This window comes from Antribacter sp. NEAU-D49 (genome assembly GCF_057158775.1).
This window is the reverse complement of record NZ_JBXTSN010000016.1, coordinates 63849-80984: the sequence shown is the minus strand read 5'-3', so window position 1 is coordinate 80984 and position 17136 is coordinate 63849. Positions and strand designations below refer to the sequence as shown.

General features: G+C 71.5%; 20 protein-coding genes. 9 read left to right on the top strand and 11 right to left on the bottom strand.

The annotated features are described in order from the left end of the window. Window positions 1–3 precede the first annotated feature (3 nt). Window positions 4–1095 (top strand): S41 family peptidase, encoded by a 1092-nt coding sequence (locus AC060K_RS13670; RefSeq protein WP_483765942.1) that lies wholly within the window; start codon window positions 4–6, stop codon window positions 1093–1095. Here the strand turns inward: AC060K_RS13670 and AC060K_RS13665 are convergent. After that, window positions 1034–1921, bottom strand: a complete 888-nt coding sequence (locus AC060K_RS13665; RefSeq protein ID WP_483765941.1) for a Rossmann-fold NAD(P)-binding domain-containing protein — start codon at window positions 1919–1921, stop codon at window positions 1034–1036. The genes AC060K_RS13670 and AC060K_RS13665 overlap by 62 nt on opposite strands. 12 nt (window positions 1922–1933) lie before the next feature. Between AC060K_RS13665 and AC060K_RS13660 the strand changes: the two genes are divergently transcribed. Together AC060K_RS13660 and AC060K_RS13655 are read left to right on the top strand one after the other, a co-directional pair. Continuing rightward, complete coding sequence (locus tag AC060K_RS13660; protein WP_483765940.1) at window positions 1934–2356, top strand: winged helix-turn-helix transcriptional regulator; 423 nt, start codon at window positions 1934–1936, stop codon at window positions 2354–2356. Between the two features lie 235 nt (window positions 2357–2591). After that, window positions 2592–3776, top strand: a complete 1185-nt coding sequence (locus tag AC060K_RS13655; RefSeq protein WP_483765939.1) for an oxygenase MpaB family protein — start codon at window positions 2592–2594, stop codon at window positions 3774–3776. A 139-nt stretch (window positions 3777–3915) separates the two neighbouring features. Here AC060K_RS13655 and AC060K_RS13650 read toward each other — a convergent pair whose 3' ends face one another. The 3 genes from AC060K_RS13650 to AC060K_RS13640 form a co-directional block, all read right to left on the bottom strand. Further along, window positions 3916–4860 (bottom strand): SDR family oxidoreductase, encoded by a 945-nt coding sequence (locus AC060K_RS13650; RefSeq protein ID WP_483765938.1) that lies wholly within the window; start codon window positions 4858–4860, stop codon window positions 3916–3918. 55 nt (window positions 4861–4915) lie between these two features. Further along, entirely contained in the window at window positions 4916–6307 is a 1392-nt protein-coding gene (locus AC060K_RS13645; protein ID WP_483765937.1) for an MFS transporter, read from the bottom strand. Window positions 6308–6391: 84 nt separating this feature from the next. Then, window positions 6392–7336, bottom strand: coding sequence for an SDR family oxidoreductase (locus AC060K_RS13640; protein ID WP_483765936.1), 945 nt, complete (start codon window positions 7334–7336; stop codon window positions 6392–6394). A 220-nt stretch (window positions 7337–7556) separates the two neighbouring features. Between AC060K_RS13640 and AC060K_RS13635 the strand changes: the two genes are divergently transcribed. Together AC060K_RS13635 and AC060K_RS13630 are read left to right on the top strand one after the other, a co-directional pair. Then, entirely contained in the window at window positions 7557–8396 is an 840-nt protein-coding gene (locus AC060K_RS13635) for a helix-turn-helix transcriptional regulator (RefSeq protein ID WP_483765935.1), read from the top strand. Window positions 8397–8502: 106 nt separating this feature from the next. Beyond that, window positions 8503–9390 carry an SDR family NAD(P)-dependent oxidoreductase gene (locus AC060K_RS13630; protein WP_483765934.1) on the top strand — a complete coding sequence of 296 codons (888 nt, stop codon included), beginning with the start codon at window positions 8503–8505 and terminating at the stop codon, window positions 9388–9390. Here the strand turns inward: AC060K_RS13630 and AC060K_RS13625 are convergent. Beyond that, complete coding sequence (locus AC060K_RS13625) at window positions 9387–10388, bottom strand: IS481 family transposase (protein WP_483765933.1); 1002 nt, start codon at window positions 10386–10388, stop codon at window positions 9387–9389. The two genes, AC060K_RS13630 and AC060K_RS13625, sit on opposite strands and share 4 nt — an antisense overlap. A 171-nt stretch (window positions 10389–10559) precedes the next feature. Then, on the bottom strand, window positions 10560–11312 hold the full coding sequence (locus AC060K_RS13620; protein WP_483765932.1) for an SDR family oxidoreductase: 753 nt from the start codon (window positions 11310–11312) through the stop codon (window positions 10560–10562). A gap of 95 nt (window positions 11313–11407) precedes the next feature. Between AC060K_RS13620 and AC060K_RS13615 the strand changes: the two genes are divergently transcribed. Then, window positions 11408–12010, top strand: a complete 603-nt coding sequence (locus AC060K_RS13615; protein WP_483765931.1) for a TetR/AcrR family transcriptional regulator — start codon at window positions 11408–11410, stop codon at window positions 12008–12010. A gap of 28 nt (window positions 12011–12038) precedes the next feature. On the opposite strand, the gene AC060K_RS13610 is transcribed toward AC060K_RS13615, so the two are convergent. Together AC060K_RS13610 and AC060K_RS13605 are read right to left on the bottom strand one after the other, a co-directional pair. Beyond that, window positions 12039–12887: a MerR family transcriptional regulator gene (locus tag AC060K_RS13610; RefSeq protein ID WP_483765930.1), complete on the bottom strand. Its 849-nt coding sequence runs from the start codon at window positions 12885–12887 to the stop codon at window positions 12039–12041. Window positions 12888–12897: 10 nt separating this feature from the next. Next, window positions 12898–13404: a VOC family protein gene (locus AC060K_RS13605; RefSeq protein WP_483765929.1), complete on the bottom strand. Its 507-nt coding sequence runs from the start codon at window positions 13402–13404 to the stop codon at window positions 12898–12900. A 69-nt stretch (window positions 13405–13473) separates the two neighbouring features. Between AC060K_RS13605 and AC060K_RS13600 the strand changes: the two genes are divergently transcribed. Continuing rightward, window positions 13474–13911 (top strand): AAA family ATPase, encoded by a 438-nt coding sequence (locus AC060K_RS13600; protein WP_483765928.1) that lies wholly within the window; start codon window positions 13474–13476, stop codon window positions 13909–13911. A gap of 62 nt (window positions 13912–13973) precedes the next feature. Here AC060K_RS13600 and AC060K_RS13595 read toward each other — a convergent pair whose 3' ends face one another. The 3 genes from AC060K_RS13595 to AC060K_RS13585 form a co-directional block, all read right to left on the bottom strand. Beyond that, window positions 13974–14621, bottom strand: coding sequence for an HNH endonuclease family protein (locus AC060K_RS13595; RefSeq protein ID WP_483765927.1), 648 nt, complete (start codon window positions 14619–14621; stop codon window positions 13974–13976). A gap of 223 nt (window positions 14622–14844) precedes the next feature. Next, window positions 14845–15273: an NUDIX hydrolase gene (locus AC060K_RS13590; protein WP_483765926.1), complete on the bottom strand. Its 429-nt coding sequence runs from the start codon at window positions 15271–15273 to the stop codon at window positions 14845–14847. A gap of 26 nt (window positions 15274–15299) precedes the next feature. After that, window positions 15300–16442, bottom strand: a complete 1143-nt coding sequence (locus AC060K_RS13585) for a GTP-binding protein (RefSeq protein WP_483765925.1) — start codon at window positions 16440–16442, stop codon at window positions 15300–15302. A 150-nt stretch (window positions 16443–16592) separates the two neighbouring features. Here AC060K_RS13585 and rpmB point away from each other — a divergent pair, with 150 nt between their 5' ends. Both rpmB and rpsN read left to right on the top strand, forming a co-directional pair. Then, window positions 16593–16829: a 50S ribosomal protein L28 gene (gene rpmB, locus AC060K_RS13580; protein WP_483765924.1), complete on the top strand. Its 237-nt coding sequence runs from the start codon at window positions 16593–16595 to the stop codon at window positions 16827–16829. Then, window positions 16829–17134, top strand: a complete 306-nt coding sequence (gene rpsN / locus AC060K_RS13575) for a 30S ribosomal protein S14 (RefSeq protein WP_483765923.1) — start codon at window positions 16829–16831, stop codon at window positions 17132–17134. Before rpmB ends, rpsN begins: the two co-directional genes overlap by 1 nt. The last annotated feature ends 2 nt before the right edge of the window (window positions 17135–17136 follow it).

Sequence of the window (17136 nt, the reverse complement as noted above, 5' to 3'; positions counted from 1 at the left end):
CCCATGACGATCTCCCGGGTCCAGGACCTGCTCCGCGAGCACTACATCTTCCCGGACGTCGCCGAGCGTCTTGTCGTGGCGCTCGACGACGTCGCCCCCCTCCCGGCCGACGACGCCCTCGCGGCGGAGCAGCTCACGAGTGTGCTGCAGTCCGTCAACGGCGACCGCCACCTGCGGGTGCGCCACTTCCCCGACGGCGTGCCGCCCGAGGAGGACGAGGACGACCAGCGTGCCTACCTCGCCGCGTCGGCGCGCCGGGACGGCCCCGGCATCACGGAGGTTCGCAGGCTGGCCGACAACACGGGCCTCATCGTGCTCGGCCCGGTCGTCCTGCTGCCCGACGACCTCCGGCCCGCCCTCGCGGGCGCGTTCGCCCTGCTCGACGGCGTCGATCGCCTCATCCTGGACGTGCGCGGCTGTCTCGGTGGCGTGCCGGAGTCCGTGGACCTCGTCGTCAGCCACGTGCTCGGCGACGAACCCGTCCACCTGCTCGACATGGTCCACCGCGACGGCCGGTCAGAACCGTCCTGGACGACGCCGTCCGTCTCGCCGCGGCTGCCCCTCACCACGCCGGTGCTGGTCCTGACCGGCGGCCGCACGTTCAGCGGCGGCGAGGCGCTCGCCTACACCCTGCAGGCGCTCGGCCGCGCGACCGTCGTCGGCGAGACGACGGTCGGCGGCGCCCACCCGCGCGAGGGCTTCGCCCTGACGGCGACCCTGCAGCTCTGCGTTCCGGTCGCCCGGCCGGTCAACGCCGTGACGGGGACGAGCTGGGAGGGCGTCGGCGTCGTCCCCGACCTGCCGTGCCCCGCCGACCAGGCGCTCGAGGTAGCGACGCGACAGAGGCCGGTGACGAGACCACGATCAGGCGATCGTGCAGCGAAATGGGCCGCAGAGGCTGCACGATCGCCTGATCGCGGGTGGCCGCGTAGCCCGGCTGACAGTGCTGGAGGCGGTGCCGGAACGGGCGTGCTCCGGTTCGAGGTGGCCGTCTCCCCGGCCGACGCTCGCGGCCACGCCGTCGCAACCCAGGTCAGCGAACGGCCGGACGCATCGCGGCCGCCGTGTCCGCCGCTACGGTCAGCGCGTCGGTGAGCGGCCGGTCGAGCAGGCTGGTGAGGTCCGGACGGGAGCCGCCGAGGCGCCCATGGCGCACGCTGGAAGCGATCGACATGAGCATCGGCGCCTGAAACGGCAGCAGTGCGCCGTCGGCGAGGAGCCGAGAACGGTACTCGCCGAGCCCGATGCCCCGGTGGCCGACGTCGAGGCGCTCGGCGATGTCTGCGGCGGTGATCGGCTCACCCACCAGGTCGTAGGTCTTGCCGACGTGCGCGGCCGGGTGGCTGGCGACGATGGCTGCTGCGGCAGCCAGGTCCGCCCGGGCCACCGCAGAAAGACCGCCGTCGCCGAAGGCTGACTCCAGACCGTCCGGAGTCCACGTCAGCAGCGCACCGAAGAGCTCGGCGTAGAGCCCGTTGCGCAGGATCGTCCAGCCGAGGCCGCTGGCCACGACCAGCTCCTCGGTGACGCGGTGGGCCAGCGCGAACGCGAGATGGTCCCCGGTACCGGTCAGGCTGGTGTAGACCACGTGCACCACGCCGTCCCGGACCGCCGCTTCCAGGAGGGCTCGATGCCGGGCAATGACCCGGTCGTCCTCCGCGTACCCGGCAGAGACCAGCACCAACGTCGAGATGCCGCTCAGGTCCAGGCTGGCGGGGTCGTCGAAGTCCAGGCGGCGCTGCCCGTCGCCGGGAGCCCGGCTGCCACCCAGGGCGGGCATGTTCCGGTCGGCCAGGTCTTGCAGCGTCAGTGAGGCGAGCTGTCCGTTCGCGCCGGTCACCATGATCATCGAGGTTTGCTCTCCTAGGTGGTTCTCATCAGTAACTACGATGAGTCTCGGCCGGTCCAGGTCGGCCGACAAGGAGGCAGTTCCATGTCAGTGACGCACACCGAGGTAACCACAGGGCCGGCAGAGCTCGACCCGTGCGGACAGCCTGGCCACCCCGACTGCGGGATCCGCGACGTCCTCGACCGGGTGGGCGACAAGTGGTCGGTCCTCGTGATCGTCGAGCTCGCGAACGGCACACGCCGCTTCCGGCAGCTTCAGCGCACGATCGACGGGATCTCCCAGAGGATGCTGACCCTGACCCTGCGCCGGCTGGAACGCGACGGGCTGGTCCGTCGAACCGTCTATCCGACGGTGCCTGCTCAGGTGGACTACCGGCTCACCGAGACCGGTACGAGCCTGACCCACCTCGTCAAGGCCCTGGCCGACTGGTCGCTCGAGCACCGGGACGGTATCGCCCGCGCCCGGCAGGCCTACGACGCCGGACACCCCCAGAACGAGAGCCGATGACCTCGGCGAGCGTCAGAACGCGCTGACTTCCTCGCTCGCTGCCACGAACCTCGCTGCCGCCGAAGCCAAGGCGGTCACGTCGAGGAACGCGGGCCACCGGCGGACCCGGCCGGCGACTCAGCCGGCCCATCACGTCGTCGACCGATGCGAACTGCTTCTCGCTGTCGCGGGCAGGAGTCGACAGGGGGATCAGCAGGCCGTGGTTGCCGTCCCGCCAGGCGGCTTGGATGGCGGCATGACCCTTTCGAAGAACGCCTCGGCGGTGCCCGAGCGAATCGTCAACCTTGCCGAGGCCCGGACCCGCCACGGCGACCGCGTCGACCTCATGCTCCGGATGTTGCAGGTGGGGGACCCGCTCGCAGACGCCGTCATCGTCGAGCTCGACAGGCTCGGCCGGCCCGCGCGCACCGCGCTCCAGAGCGGTCTCGCCGAGGGCCGGGCGAGCGTGCCGGACCTTCCGCCCGCCGTCGACGCTCTGCTCGCCCACGCCGAGACCGTGCCCGCCTGGGTCGCGCAGGACCTGCTGGACGCGGGCGACCGGACGTCCCTCGCGGTGCCCATGCACTGGCGCGGGCTGGCCTTTGCCGGCGGCTCGCTGGCCCACACGTACCGGTCTCCCGCCATCGCGAGACTGCTTGCGGGAACCGGCCGGCTGACGTCCACGGCACCACGCAGGCTCGCCGAGACCGGGCTGTGGAACGCCTCGACGATCCTTCCCGGAGGTCTGCGCCTCGGCGCTCCCGGCTACGTCCAGACCGTGCAGGTCCGGTTGCTGCACGCGCGCGTCCGGGCTTCCGCCGTTGCGCACGGCTGGGAGACCGGCCAGTGGGGTGTGCCGATCAACCAGGCTGATGTCGCCCGCACGTGGCTCGACTTCACGGTCGTGCCGTTCACGTTCCTGGAGGGCGTCGGCTACCGGCTCACCGAGGAGGAGCAGTCCTGCCTGTACCGGTACTGGTGGTACGTGGGCCACCTGCTGGGGCTGGACGACCAGTTCTTCCTCGGCATCCAGGACCATGAGCAGGCTCGCGAGCTGCTCGATCTGCTCGACTCGACCACCGCCCCGCCGGACGAGAACAGCCGCGCACTGGTCGGCGCTCTGTTCGACGCCGCGACCGCCAACCTTGCCGCCCTGCCGCAGTCACCGATGGACGTCTCGGGCTGGCGGGACCTGCTCGATGCCCTTGCCCGCCGCTACCACGGTGACACCGCCGATGCGTTCGGCATCCCGGAGTCGCCCTTCACGCCGATGCTGCCGCTGCTCGCGGCGGGGGAGGCCAGGGCGCGCGCCTACCAGCTTCAGGTTCCCGGAGCCGTGGAGCGGGCCGTGGACGACGGCGTCCTCGGGTTCCGTCGCGTGATCGCGGCGGTCACCGCCGGTGGAGACGCCGCCTACCAGGAACACGTCGCCACCCCGTGAGGTCCTCGCCGCCCCGTCGGGCGGCCCGGTGGTGGGGGGCGGCCCGGTGACGGGGCGACCCGGTGACGGGGCGGCCCGGTGAGGGCGGGGGCGGGGCGGTCGACCTCGCCTCCGCCCCGCGCGCCGAGACAGCCGGACGTCAGGCCGCCGAGATGGTCGTTCCGGTCAGCTCTTCCGAGACGTCCCAGACGCGTGCGGCCTCTTCGGCACTGAGCAGCGGGGGATACAGCCGCTGCTCAGCCGGTGCGCCGCTGGTGTTGCCCAGCCCGCTGGGGCTGTACAGGGCGCTCGGCCTGGCCTGCGGACCGGTGGCCGCCAGGAGCGCGGGCAACGCCGCGGTCTCGACGGTGCCGGCCAGGATGCCGCGGGCCGAGAGCCAGCGGATCATCCGGCGTCCGCCGGTCTCCTGGGCGCGGCCGAGCTCGGGGCGGGCGGCCAGGAGGTTGGTGGGGGCGATGCCGGGGTGGGAGAGGTTGCTGGTGATGCCCCACCCGTGCGCCGTGCTGCGCCGGTCCAGCTCCAGGCCGAAGAGCCCGAACGCGATCTTGGACTGCCGGTAGGCGCGCATGCCGTCGTAGCTGCGTTCCCAGTTCAGGTCGTCCCAGTTGATGCGGCCACTGCGGGCGGCGACGCTGACCTGTGAGCTCACGCGGGCCCGTCCCGCGCGCAGGAGCGGCATCAGGTGCGCGACAAGGGCGAAGTGGCCCAGGTGGTTGGTGCCGAGCTGGAGCTCGAACCCGTCGGCCGTGGTCTGGTGGTCGGGCGGGGTCATGACGCCGGCGTTGTTGATCAGGAGGTGGATCGGGTTGCCCTCCGCGCGCAGCGTGTCGCCGAGGGCGGCGACGGACGCGAGGGAGGACAGGTCGAGGCTGCGCAGCGAGACGTCCGCGTTGGGCACGGACTGCTTGATCGTGGCGACCGCCGCGTCGCCCTTGGCCGGGTTGCGGACGGGGATGACGACATCGGCCCCGGCTGCGGCGAGCCGGCGGGCCATGACCAGGCCCATGCCGTCGCTCGCCCCGGTGACGACGGCGCGCCTGCCGGTCAGGTCGGGAATGACGATGTCGATCGGTGTGCGGGACATGTGGTTCGCTCCTTGATGTTGTCCGTGGGACCGACACTCGTGGATCGCAGGCCGGTTATTCAGGGTCTGACGATCCCCCCTTGACGGAGAGGTCGGCGTGAGCGTGGGGGCGGCCCGGCGAGCCAGGGGCTTCGCGGCGCTCGGCGATGTCGCTCAGCACCTCGGCGGCGGCGAGCTCGTCCCGCGCGGCCAGCCGGTCGAAGCCGTCCACGGCCGGGTACACGTAACGTCCCAGCGTCGCGATGAGGACGGCGCCGACCACGAGGATGCCCATCAGGACCGGGATGACCGGGTCGTAGGAGCCCAGCCGGTCGTAGCCCAGCCCGAGGAGCAGGGGACCGACGGCGCTGCCCAGGATGAACATGGCCTGCACCGGGCCGATGATCTGGCCGAAGCTGCGCATGCCGAGGTACCGGGTGATGAGCAGGGCGAGCAGGTCGCCCTCCACGCCGAAGGCGACGCCGATGAAGGCGACCGCGAGGGCGGCGGTGGAGAAGGGCGGCTCGAGGAAGAACATGCCCGCGATGGGGGCGAGCATCACGATCGGGCCGACGATCGTTCCGTGGACGCGGTCGATGATGAGGCCGCCGCCCACCCGGCCGACGAGCGAGGCCAAGCCGAAGATGACGAGCAGCTGGCCCGCCTGGTCGTTGCTCAGGCCCCGGTCGGTCATCATCGGGACGAGGTGGACCTGGAGCCCGATGATCACGACCCCGACCATGCCCAGGCCCAGCGCGATGCCCCAGAACTGGCGGGTGCGCAGCGCCTCGCCGAAGGTCAGGCCCGGCAGCTCGAGGCTGACGTCGCGGTCCCCGACGTGGGCTTCGTGGACGAGCCGCCCGCGCACGTGCCGCTCGGCACGCCCCCGCACGAACAGGGTGGCCATGGTGACGGAGACGACGGCGGCGATCAGTGCCAGGTAGCCGTAGGCCTGCCGCCATCCGACGCTCTCGATGAGCGAGCCGGCCAGCAGGGGGCCGAGTGCGGCGCCGAGGCCGATGATGCCCGTGACGATGCCGACGGCGAGCGCGCGGTTGTTGTCGAACCAGCTCACGACGGCGCGGGTGGCGGGGACCGCGGTCCCGCCGCCGAAGAACCCGACGAAGAAGCACGGGACGAAGTAGATGGCCTCGACGGGAGGCGCCAGACCGATCGTGGCCATCGACGCGGCGAACAGGACGAACGCCGGCACAAGGAGGTACCGGGCGGCGTACCGGTCCACGAGCCGGCTGGCGATGATCAGGCCGATGACCATCCCGACCGCGGCGACCGAGTACGCGCCGGTGACGGTCGTGCGGCTGAAGCCGGTGTCCTCGACGATCGGCAGCACGAACAGACCGGTCGTGGCCAGGTACATCTGCGGGCCGACGGCGTTGGCCGTACCGGCACCGACGACCACCCACCAGGGGCTTCGCTGTCGGACGGCGGGCTGGGTGACAGAACTCATGTGGCTTCTCCTGCGGCTCGGCTCGGGGGCTCGCGGTCGTCGGCGGCGCGGTTCAGGCGGTCACGGAGTCACGGGGTCACGGGGTCACGCGGTCGGGAAGGCCGTGCTGGTCAGCTCCTCGGAGACCTGCCAGACGCGGGCGGCCTCGGTGAGGCTGCGCAGGGTCCGGTGCATCCGCTGCTCGGCAGGCGGTCCGCCCAGGGTGCCAGGGCCGCTGGGGCCGTACAGGGTGCCGGGCCTGGCGGCAGGCCCTGTGGCTGCCATGAGCGCCGGCAGCCCGGCGGAGTCGGCGGTGCCTACGAGGATCCCGCGGGCGGACAGCGCGCGGGTCAGGCGGATGTTGGGAGTGTCCTCGCTGCGACCGATCTCCGGACGGGCGGCCATCAGGCTGGTAGGGGCGATGCCGGGATGCGCGAGGTTGCTCGTGATGCCCCAGCCGCGGGCCCGGCTGCGCCGTTCCAGCTCCAGACCGAACAGCCCGAGCGCAATCTTGGACTGGATGTACGCGCGCATCCCGGAGTAGCTGCGTTCCCAGTTCAGGTCAGCCCAGTTGATGGAGCCGCTGGCCGAGGCGATGCTGAGCTGTGAGGTCACCCGGGCCTGTCCGGCGCTCAGGAGCGGCAACAGATGGGCCACCAGGGCGAAGTGGCCCAGGTGGTTGGTGGCGAGCTGCACCTCGAACCCGTCGACCGTGCTCAGCCGCTGCGGAGGCCGCATCACGCCCGCGTTGTTGATCAGGAGGTGGATCGGGCGACCCTCGTCGCGCAGGGTGTCGCCCAGGGCTTCCACCGACGCCAGCGAGGCCAGGTCGAGGGTGCGCAGCGAGACGTTCGCGCCGGGCGAGGCCTGGTTGATCCTCCTGATCGCGGCTGCGCCCTTGGCGGGGTTGCGTACGGGCATGAGGACCTCCGCGCCGGCGGCGGCCAGGCGACCGGCGATACTCAGACCCATGCCGTCGCTGGCTCCGGTGACCAGCGCGCGCTTGCCGGACAGGTCGGGGACGGTGATCTCGATCGGTGTACGTGGCATTGCTCTGCTCCTTTGTGCGGATCATGGGCCGGCCGGTGGCCACTTGGTCCCGGGCGCTCGGCCTGGTACCGATCATCGGCGGACGGCGGAGACCCATCCAGGACCTCCCGGTCACAGGCTGGCCAGGTCACGGTTCCGCTCATGGGGGGATCGGCAGGCCGTGGCTACGGCGTCTCGCACGGGGTAGAAACGAGGCAGTACTCCAGAAGGGGGGAGCGTCATGATCGATCGCGCCGGGCTGGCGAGCTTTCTCCGCAACCGCCGTGCGGCGCTGCAGCCGGAGGACGTCGGCATGCCTCGCGGGCAGCGCCGACGGACCAGCGGGCTACGGCGCGAGGAGGTCGCGACGCTGTGCAACATGTCGGCCGACTACTACTCCCGCCTGGAGCGGGAGCGCGGGCCACAGCCGTCGCAGCAGATGCTCGCCTCGATCGCCCAGGGGCTGCACCTGTCGATCGACGAACGCGACCACCTGTTCCGGCTGGCCGGTCACAACCCGCCGCCCCGGGGAAGCTCGAGCGAGCACATCAGCCCGGGGCTGCTGCGCATCCTCGACCGCTTGGAGGACACCCCCGCCGAGGTGGTCAACGAGCTGGGCGAGACCCTGCGGCAGACGCCGATGGGCGTCGCACTCACCGGTGACACGACCCGGTACACCGGGCCGGCCCGCAGCATGGGCTACCGGTGGTTCACCGACCCGGACGCCCGGAACCTCTACGCCCCGGAGGAGCACGCGTTCATGACCCGGATGTATGCCGCCGGGCTGCGTGGTCTCGTCACCCTCCGCGGCCCGGACTCCCGTGCTGCCTACCTGGCCGGTCTGCTCCTGGACTGCAGCGAGGAGTTCCGGCGGGTGTGGGACGACCACGAGATCGGGATACACCCGCACCAGGTCAAGCACTTCGTCCACCCCGAGGTCGGTGCCCTGGAGCTCAACTGCCAGCGGCTGATCGACCCGGGCCAGGCCCACGCCCTGATGGTCTACACCGCCGCACCCGGCAGCGAGAGCTACGAGAAGCTCCAGGTCCTGTCCGTCATCGGCGCGCAGGTGCTGCGCTGACCTGCTTCGCAGCCGCGTCCGTCGGTTGACGCCGTCGAGCTCCGAGACCTAGGTTGACCTCGTCAACCTGATGTGCTGTCTCGCGAACCGCCGACGAGGAGTAGCCGTGCGGCCGACGAAGAACGCTGTGGTCACCGGAGCGACGTCCGGCATCGGGGAGGCGATCGCCCGCAATCTCGCAGCGGAGGGGATGTGCGTCACCCTCGTCGGCCGCAGCGACGACCGGCTCGAGCAGGCGCGACGGCGCATCCTGGCCGACGTTCCGGACGCTGACCTGAGGCTGGAACGCGCCGACCTGTCGCTGCTCGGGGAGGTCCGCAGTCTCGCCGAGCGGCTGGCCGGTCTGCCGCCGGACGTCGTGGTCACCAACGCGGCGGTCATGGCCGACATCGCCGACCGCACCCCCGAAGGCCACCAGCGCACCCTGGCGACCAACCACCTCGCGCCCTACCTCCTTCTGCGCTCCCTGGTCGAGCCCATCGGAGCCCGCCGGGCGCGCTTCGTGGTGGTCGGCGCCTCGCCGCGAGGGCTGGCCCGGATGCCGGTGGACGTCGACGACCTGGCTCGGAACACCACGCAGGACCTCGGCATGGTGCGCAGCTTTCAGCCGGTCGTGGCCTACGCGCGCACCAAGAACATGAACGCGATGTTCGTCTATGCCCTGGCCAGCCGGCTTCGCGGCACCGGGATCACAGTCAACGGCGCGCACCCCGGCATCATCGGGGGAACCCGTCTCGGGGCAGACCAGCGCCGTGGGCTGAACCGGGCGTTCGCCGTGGTGTCACAGCTGCTGTTCTCGCCCGGCGACGTCGACGCCGGGGCAGACACCCCCACCTGGTTGGCATCATCCCCGGACGTCGACGGCGTGACGGGTCAGTTCTTCGTGAAGCGCAAGGCAGTCACGACAGCGCCGCACACCACCGACGTCGCCCGCTGCGACCGGCTGTGGGAGGAGAGCGCCCGCCTGGTCGGTCAGCCGACCGAGGTGGCCTAGCTGTGATGTCCAGGGAGGTTGGTCAGTCGGCTGATCGGTGGCTGGTTTCCGATGGCGCTGTGGAGCCTGTGGTGATTGTAGAAGTGCAGCCACCCGGGCAGCGTGTCGCGGCGCTCGGCCTCTGAGGCGTAGAAGCGGGCGTAGGCCCATCCGTCACCGAGGGTGCGGTGGAACCGTTCGATCTTCCCGTTGGTCTGGGGCCGGTAGGGGCGCGTCTTCTTCGGCGTGATGCCGAGCCTGCTGCAGGCGTCCTGCCATGCGTGGGACTTGTAGGCAGAGCCGTTGTCGGACAAGACCCGCTCGACGGTCACGCCGCGTTCGGCGAACCAGGCTACGGCCCGCTCGAGCACACCGATCGCGGTCGCTGCGGTCTCGTCGGCGCAGATCTCGGCGTAAGCGGCGCGGGAGTGGTCATCGATAACGGTGTGGACGTAGGCCCGGCCGACCAGCGGGCCGCGCGAGCGGCTGCGAGGAGCGCCGGTGCGCTCGACGGTGGCGGCGCGGTTGCGATCGCCCTGCTGTTTACCGACGTAGCGCCAGCCGCCACCGTCAGGGATGTTGCCGAACTTGGTCACGTCCACGTGGATCAACGATCCGGGGTGGTCGTGCTCGTAACGCCGCAACGGCTCACCAGTGACCCGGTCGATACGCCAGAGCCGGTTCACCCGGCATCGCACCAGGACCGCGTGGACCGTGGAGGCCGGCATGCCGAGGATCCCGGCGATCTGGACCGGGCCGAGGCGGTGCCGCCACCGCAGCCGCACGATCGCTTTGACCACCGGCTGCGGGGTCCGAGTCGGGCTGTGGTGCGGGCGCGAGCTGCGATCGACCATCCCGGCCCCGCCCTGCGCCCGGTACCGGTCGGCCCACTTCTTCGCGGTGCGCGGCGAGACCATGAACATCTTCGCGGCCGCGGCATAGGTCCAGCCGGTCTCGACGACCAACCGCGCGAGCCTCAAGCGCGTCTTCGGGGTGAGCAGGGCGTTAGCGTGTGACACGAAGGCCTCCGGTTGGTGCGAAGCGGTTCCTCGACAGCTCCACTTCACAACCGGAGGCCTTCCTCATCCGGTAACCCGAGCCCGTGTCGACATCACGGGCTCGGAACAACCTCCCTGGACATCACACCTAGCGCATCGCGACGACCTGCGGGCTCGGATCGGACGGTTGCGTCACAGCAGCGCGCCACCGGTCGCGTCGATCCACTGGCCGGTCACCCAGCCCGAGTCCTGGCTGGCCAGGAAGGCGACGACGCCGGCGACGTCGTCCGGCTGGCCCACCCGGCCCAGAGGTGAAAGTTGGGCGACCGCGGTCATGGCGTCCGGATTGCGCAGCCAGTCCGCGTTCATGTCGGTGTCGATGACCCCCGGCGCGACGGCGTTGACCGTGATGCCGCGCGGGCCGAGCTGCTTGGCCAACGTGGTGGTGAACACGTCGATCGCGCCTTTGGTCATGCTGTAAGCGATCAGGTCGGGAGCAGCCGCGCCCTTTGTCAGGCCGGTCGAGAGGTTGATGATGCGGCCGCCGTCGCGCAGCCGCTCCAGGGCGAGCTGGGTGACGAAGAACGGCGCGGCCACGTTGATGGCGACCAGGCGCTCGAAGTCGGCCCGGCTGGTCGCCTCGATAGGTACCCGGACGTCGGCGACCCCGGCGTTGTTGACCAGGATGTCGAGGGCGTCGGCCTCCGTGTCGAACGCCGTCCACAGCCGCTCTGCGTCGCCGGGCTCGCCCAGCGTCGCCCTGACGGTGAACGCGGCGCCGCCGTCGGCCTCGATCGCCGAGACCGTCTCCTTCGCGGCTGCCTCGTCGGCGTGGAAGTGAACACCCACCCGTGCGCCGTCGGCCGCGAGGCGTCGTGCGATCGCGCGGCCGAGCCCTCGGCTGCCGCCCGTGACGAGGGCCGTCCGGCCTGCCAGCTGTCCCATCATTCGAGTCCTTTCTGTAGGGATCGCTAAAGATCGGACGCAACGTAGCACCCATTACCTAGTGAGCGCTACAGAAAGACGGTAGAGTGGGTGACATGCCTACCGTCCGAGGTCGTCCCCGCTCGTTCGACCGTGACGCCGCGCTCGACCGGGCGATCCGGCTGTTCTGGCAGCAGGGCTACGAGGCAACCTCGATCAGCGGCCTGACCGCCGCGATGGGGGTCGCCGCCCCCAGCCTCTACGCCGCCTTCGGGAGCAAGGAGCAGCTCTTCGCCGAGGCGGTGGAGGTCTACGGCGCACGCTACGGCGAGTTCATCCGCCGAGCGCTCGAGGAAGAGCCCACCGCGGAGCGGGCGATCGCCCGGATGCTGCGCGAGGCCGCGGTCGAGTACACGCGACCCGCGCACCCATGGGGTTGCCTGGTGATCAGCGCCGGTACCAACACCACCAACGCCGAGGTGGAGGCGCTGCTGCGCGACCTTCGCAACGCCAACGTCGACCGCTTCGCTGCCCGGGTCCGCGCCGACATCGCCGGCGGCGTACTGCCGGCCGGCACCGACGCGGACGCGCTGGCCCGCTACGCGGCGACCGTGCTGCAGGGGATGTCGCAGTCCGCGCGAGACGGCGCGACGCGGGCGCAGCTGGCGGCGGTAGCCGAGGTGGCGATGGAGGCCTGGCCCGGGACGGCCGGCGAGTGACGGATCGTCACGTCTCACGTCTCACGCCTCACGCCCACGTCGCCGTCTCAGGGTCCACCCCGTGGGAGCGAGCGTTGGCCTCGATGACGTCTCGGAGCCAGGTGGCGAGGCCTGGCGTGAGCCCGTCGTAGAACGCTCGGTAGCCGGGATCGTCGACGTAGGTGCGTGCCAGGCAGACGTGCATCGCGTGGGTGCAGTCGAAGTAGGCGCCCATGGACGCTCGGTGCCGCTCCGCCAGAGCGGCGGCCCGGTCGCTCCCCGGGAGCACGCCCTCGTGGAGGGCGGCGGCCAGGTCGGTGTGCAGCTCCTCCACGCTCGCCATGACGCGGCGCCAGTCCTCGGGGCTCCGTCCTGCCGCACGTTCGGCGTACTGCGCCCACTGCGCGGTGTCACCCCACCGTTCCCGCGCCTCAGCCTGCCGGGACGGCTCCCAGCTCTCACCGAAGATCTCCGCCTGCTCCTCCGGGGAGAGCAGGATGCCGGACCTGCGGGCCTCGAGCAGCCGGTCCAGCGCATCCGCGGACCGTTCCAGGCGCCGGACGTGCTCGCGGACCTGGTCGCGCTGTCGGCGCAGGGAGGCCTCGGCGGAGTCGGCCGGGGCGTCCAGCAGCCCTGCGATCTCGGCGAGCGGCACACCGAGCTCGCGGTAGAGCCGGACGCGGTGGAGCCGGGCGACGTCGGCCGCGTCGTAGAGCCGGTGCCCGCCGGAGGTGCGCTGGGACGGGCGGGCGAGGCCCACCTGGTCCCAGTGGTGCAAGGTGCGGACCGTGACGCCCACGGCGGACGCGGCGCCGCCGACGGTCAGCCCGTCCGGCGGCACCGCGTCGGTCGCTCCCGGGCGTGCCATCACCACCAGTCTTGCAGCCGTGCTGGTCACCGGGGCGACCTCACGCCGGGGGTCCCTCAATGCCCAGGTCACGCAGGTTCTGGGCCTCCACGCTCGCAGGGTCGTACGGCCGCGCCGCGGTCATGATCACGCGTGCGTTCTCCGGAGTGACCACCTCCACGTCGACGGTGTTCCAGAGCGTCCGGTGCGGACCGGTGGCGCTGCCGGGGAGCAGCTTCTCGCAGGCCGCGGCGATCTGGTCCACCTGCTTCAGCACGCAGGCGAAGTTCACGGAGACGGCCGGCGGGGCGTCCGGTGAGTCCGTCGGGACGAGCAGGACGTCCTGGAACGCCCACCGCCGCAGATGGGTCACCCGATCCGGTGCCGAGAAGAGCTCGAAGAAGCCGAGCCCGTGCGTCCAGAACTCGACGGAGGCGGCCATGTCGCGAGTGGGCAGAGTCACGAACATCGGCATGCCGTAGAGGCCGCGGAACAGCTCAGCGGGCTCGGCGTCGAGGGCGGGCAGGGGAACCGGGCCCCGGTCGAAGGCGGGGAATGTGTCTGTCATGACGCCAGCATGTGTCCTCACGCCGCGTGAGGTTCAAGCCCGAACGCCGACGCTGCGTACGCTCGGGCCATGGCTCGCATCCTCGTCACCGGCATGTCGGGCGCCGGGAAGTCGACGCTCCTGGCAGAGCTCGCCCGGCGCGGGTACCGAACTGTCGACACGGACTACGACGGCTGGGAGCTGCCGGGCTCCGTGTGGGACGAGGTTCGGATGAGCGAGCTCCTTGCCCGGCACGACGACGTGGTGGTCTCGGGCACGGTCGAGAACCAGGGCCGCTTCTACGACCGGTTCGAACAGGTCGTGCTGTTGAGCGCCCCGGTCGAGGTGCTGCTGGAGCGTGTGGCGACCCGGACGAACAACCCGTACGGGCGCTCGGCGGACCAGCAGGCCGAGATCCGTGGGTACGTTATCGAGATCGAGCCCCTGCTCCGTCGTGGCGCCACCATCGAGCTCGACGGCCGCCGCCCGGTCGCTGAGCTGGCGGACGTCGTCGAAGGGCTCATGTGACCGCCGCACCACGCCCTGCCGCCACTACCCGGCGGCAGGGCGCAGCACGCGACAGCCCCGCGTCAGTACGTGCAGCGGTCGAGCATCGACTGCAGCGCGGTCTTCTCCGACGCCTGGAGCGACAGCCCCCACCGGTACTTCGTGTGGATCCAGAACTTCGAGTAGGCGCACCACTTGCTGGTGAGCGGCGGCTTCCACGCCGAGGGGTCCTTGTCGCCCTTGGCCGAGTTGATCTCCGTGGTCACCGCGATGAGCTGCGGCCCGGTGAGGTCGTTCGCGAAGGACTGGCGGCGCGACGTCGTCCACGACGCTGCTCCGGAACGCCACGCCTCGGCGAGCGGGACGATGTGGTCGATGCTGATCGTGGACGGGTCGGTGCGGGTGACGCCGTCGTACTCGCTGAACCATGAGCCGGACGTGGGGTAGCAGTCCGAGCCGACGCGGACGTTGCTCCCGTCGCGCTTGAGGACGGTCTCGCGCGTGGTGCAGCCGTTGGCGGTGGTCCAGTGGGGGAACAGGTCGCGCGAGTAGCCGGACGTCGTGCCCTCGGCGCGGACGGTGAGGGCGTTCAGCTCGGACTGGACCTGGGACTTCGACGGCACGTCCGGCGGGTAGGCGTGGGCGGTGGGCGTCTGGGCGGTCAGCAGGAGCATCACGGCGAGGGCGGCGAGCAGTGCGCGCAGCGTGGGCCGGGTGAGGGTGGTGGGCATGGAGGTCCTTCCTGGGGAGGGATCTGCGACCGGTCGAATGACCGATATGCCCATATTTATGCCTGTCCATGACCCGGCCGTTGCGCGGGGGTGAAATCAGGGCGAACCCGACACTCTCGGGACGACGGGCCCCCGGTCCGCTTCGAGAACGTCATCAGGTGCTGTTACCGCGGAAGTAACGGCACCTGATGACGTTCTCGAAGCGGACTCGCGTGCCGAAGGGTCAGCCCGGTAGCAGCCCCGCCATCCGCCGCGCGATGTCGACGAGCTCCACACGGTCCAGGGCGTCGACCTCCTCGGGCGAGTGCCACGCCACGCCGTCGGTGCTGCCGTCGCGCTCGACGGTGAGCTCACCGCCGACGATGTGGGCGCGGTAGACGATCCGGATCCCGTGCAGCGAGGACGACCGGCCGAGGAACCGGCGCTCCAGCGGGATGACGATGCTGTCGATCCCCAGGAGCTCGTCGAGCTCCGCGTGGTAGCCCGTCTCCTCGAATACCTCACGGACCGCCGCGTCGGCAGGGTCCTCACCCGGGTCGATGCCGCCGCCCGGCAGGGTCCAGCCGGACTGGCCGCCCTCGCTCCAGTGCGGGAGGAGCATGCGCCCCTCGGTGTCGGTGATCACGGCATAGGCAGCTACGCGCAGGTCCATGCGCACATCCTGCCGTCAGACCCGCCTCAGCGGACCGCCCGTTCCCCCAGCCACGGCGCGAGAGCGTCCTCGCGCCCGAGCCAGACGAGCGCGCCGTCGGCCACCTCCGCGTCGGTCAGGAGCGCTGCCTCGAACGCGGTGCGCAGGCGGGGGCGCGGGTCCTCGGCGTCGGCGGAGCCGACGAAGACCAGACGGCTCTGCTCGGGGGCCCCTGCGCACGCCTCGTCCCACGGGCCGAGCTCGCCGATGTAGAGCTGGCCGCCGGCGCCGTCCCAGTGGCACGCGGTGCCCAGGCGGTCCGCGACCTGGAACACGCCCCGGCTGCGGACCCGTCCCGTGCCGAGCCCTTCGATCTGCTCGAGGAGCCGCCCGGGGTGCAGCGGCCGGCGCGACGTGAGCACCAGGGTCCAGCTCCGGTCACCCGGCAGCAGCGGGCCGCGGATCGCACCGCGGGCGCCGAAAGGGTTCGCGCGGCGCTCCCCGCGCACGACGTCGTGCCGGTGCTCCAGGAGGTGCGCCGCGGTGAGCCCGTGGAGCCCGTCGAGCCGGTGGGAGTCGGCTGCCCGGAGGCGGTCGAGCAGCCCGGAGCCGGTGGGCGACGCGGCGACCTCCCCGACGGTGACGACGAGGTCGGCGTGCTCGACCTGGGCGGCCAGGGCCTCGCCGACCGATCGTTCGTCGTCGTCGGTGAGGGCGAGGCCGCGCTCGGCGAGAGTGTCGGCGTCGAGCAGGTCGGTCTCGAACGTCGCGACGTCGACGATGGCGGCGACCGTTGCGACGTGGGCGTGCGCGAGGAGCCCGCCGGGCCGGGTCGCGGCGGCGATCGCGCGCGTGGCGGGGAGGCTCTCCGCGCTGAGCGGCAGGGCGAGCACCGCCCCGGTCCAGCGGCCGTCGGCCGCCACGCGCGCGAGCGTGGGGAGCGCGTCCTCACGCACCGCGCAGGAGAGGCAGGCGTGCTCCAGCGGGATCCGCTCGTCCTCCACGACGCCGGAGGCGTCCATCACCACGCGCCGCACCACGCCCTGGTCGGCGAGCACGTCGTGGCGGACGACGACGACCCCGGGCGCCTCCATGACCAGGCCGAACGCGAACGATTCGCGGAGCACCCGGTCGGTGGACGCGAGGACCGCGACGGGGAAGCTCGGGCTGTCGGGGTGCGGGCGGGACATGGGGCCTCCCTGAGGGGCTGGAGCGGCCGGAGGGCCGGGATCAGTATTGATAGCCATTCTCAGACCTGTGTACTGTAACGCACCAGATGAGAACGATAGTCATATTCGCGCCCTCGGTACAGCCCTGGACGCGCCCTGAGAGGAGCAGGTATGTCGGCCCACTGCCAGGTACTCGGCACCAAGCCGGGGTTCGGGAACTCGATCTCCCACTCGCACCGCAGGACCAAGCGGCGGTGGGACCCCAACATCCAGAAGAAGCGCTACTGGGTGGGGTCGCTCGGACGCCACGTCACGCTGTGGGTCAGCGCCAAGGGGATCAAGACCATCGACCGCCGCGGCATCGAGGTCGTCGTGGCCGAGATCCTGGCGCGCGGGGAGAAGGTCTGATGGCCAAGAAGTCGAAGATCGCCGCGGACGAGCGCCGACGTCGCGTCGTCGAGCGGTACGCCGAGCGCCGTGCCGAGCTCAAGGCACTGGTCAGGAGCCCGGGGACGGACCCGGCCGACCGTGAGCGCGCCGTCCGCGATCTTGCTGCCCTGCCCCGCGATGCGAGCCCGACGCGCCTGCGCAACCGCGACGCCGTCGACGGCCGACCGCGGGCCTACCTGCGCAAGTTCGGGCTCTCCCGCATCCGGCTGCGCGAGCTGGCGCACCGGGGTGAGCTGCCCGGCGTGACCACGTCGAGCTGGTGACC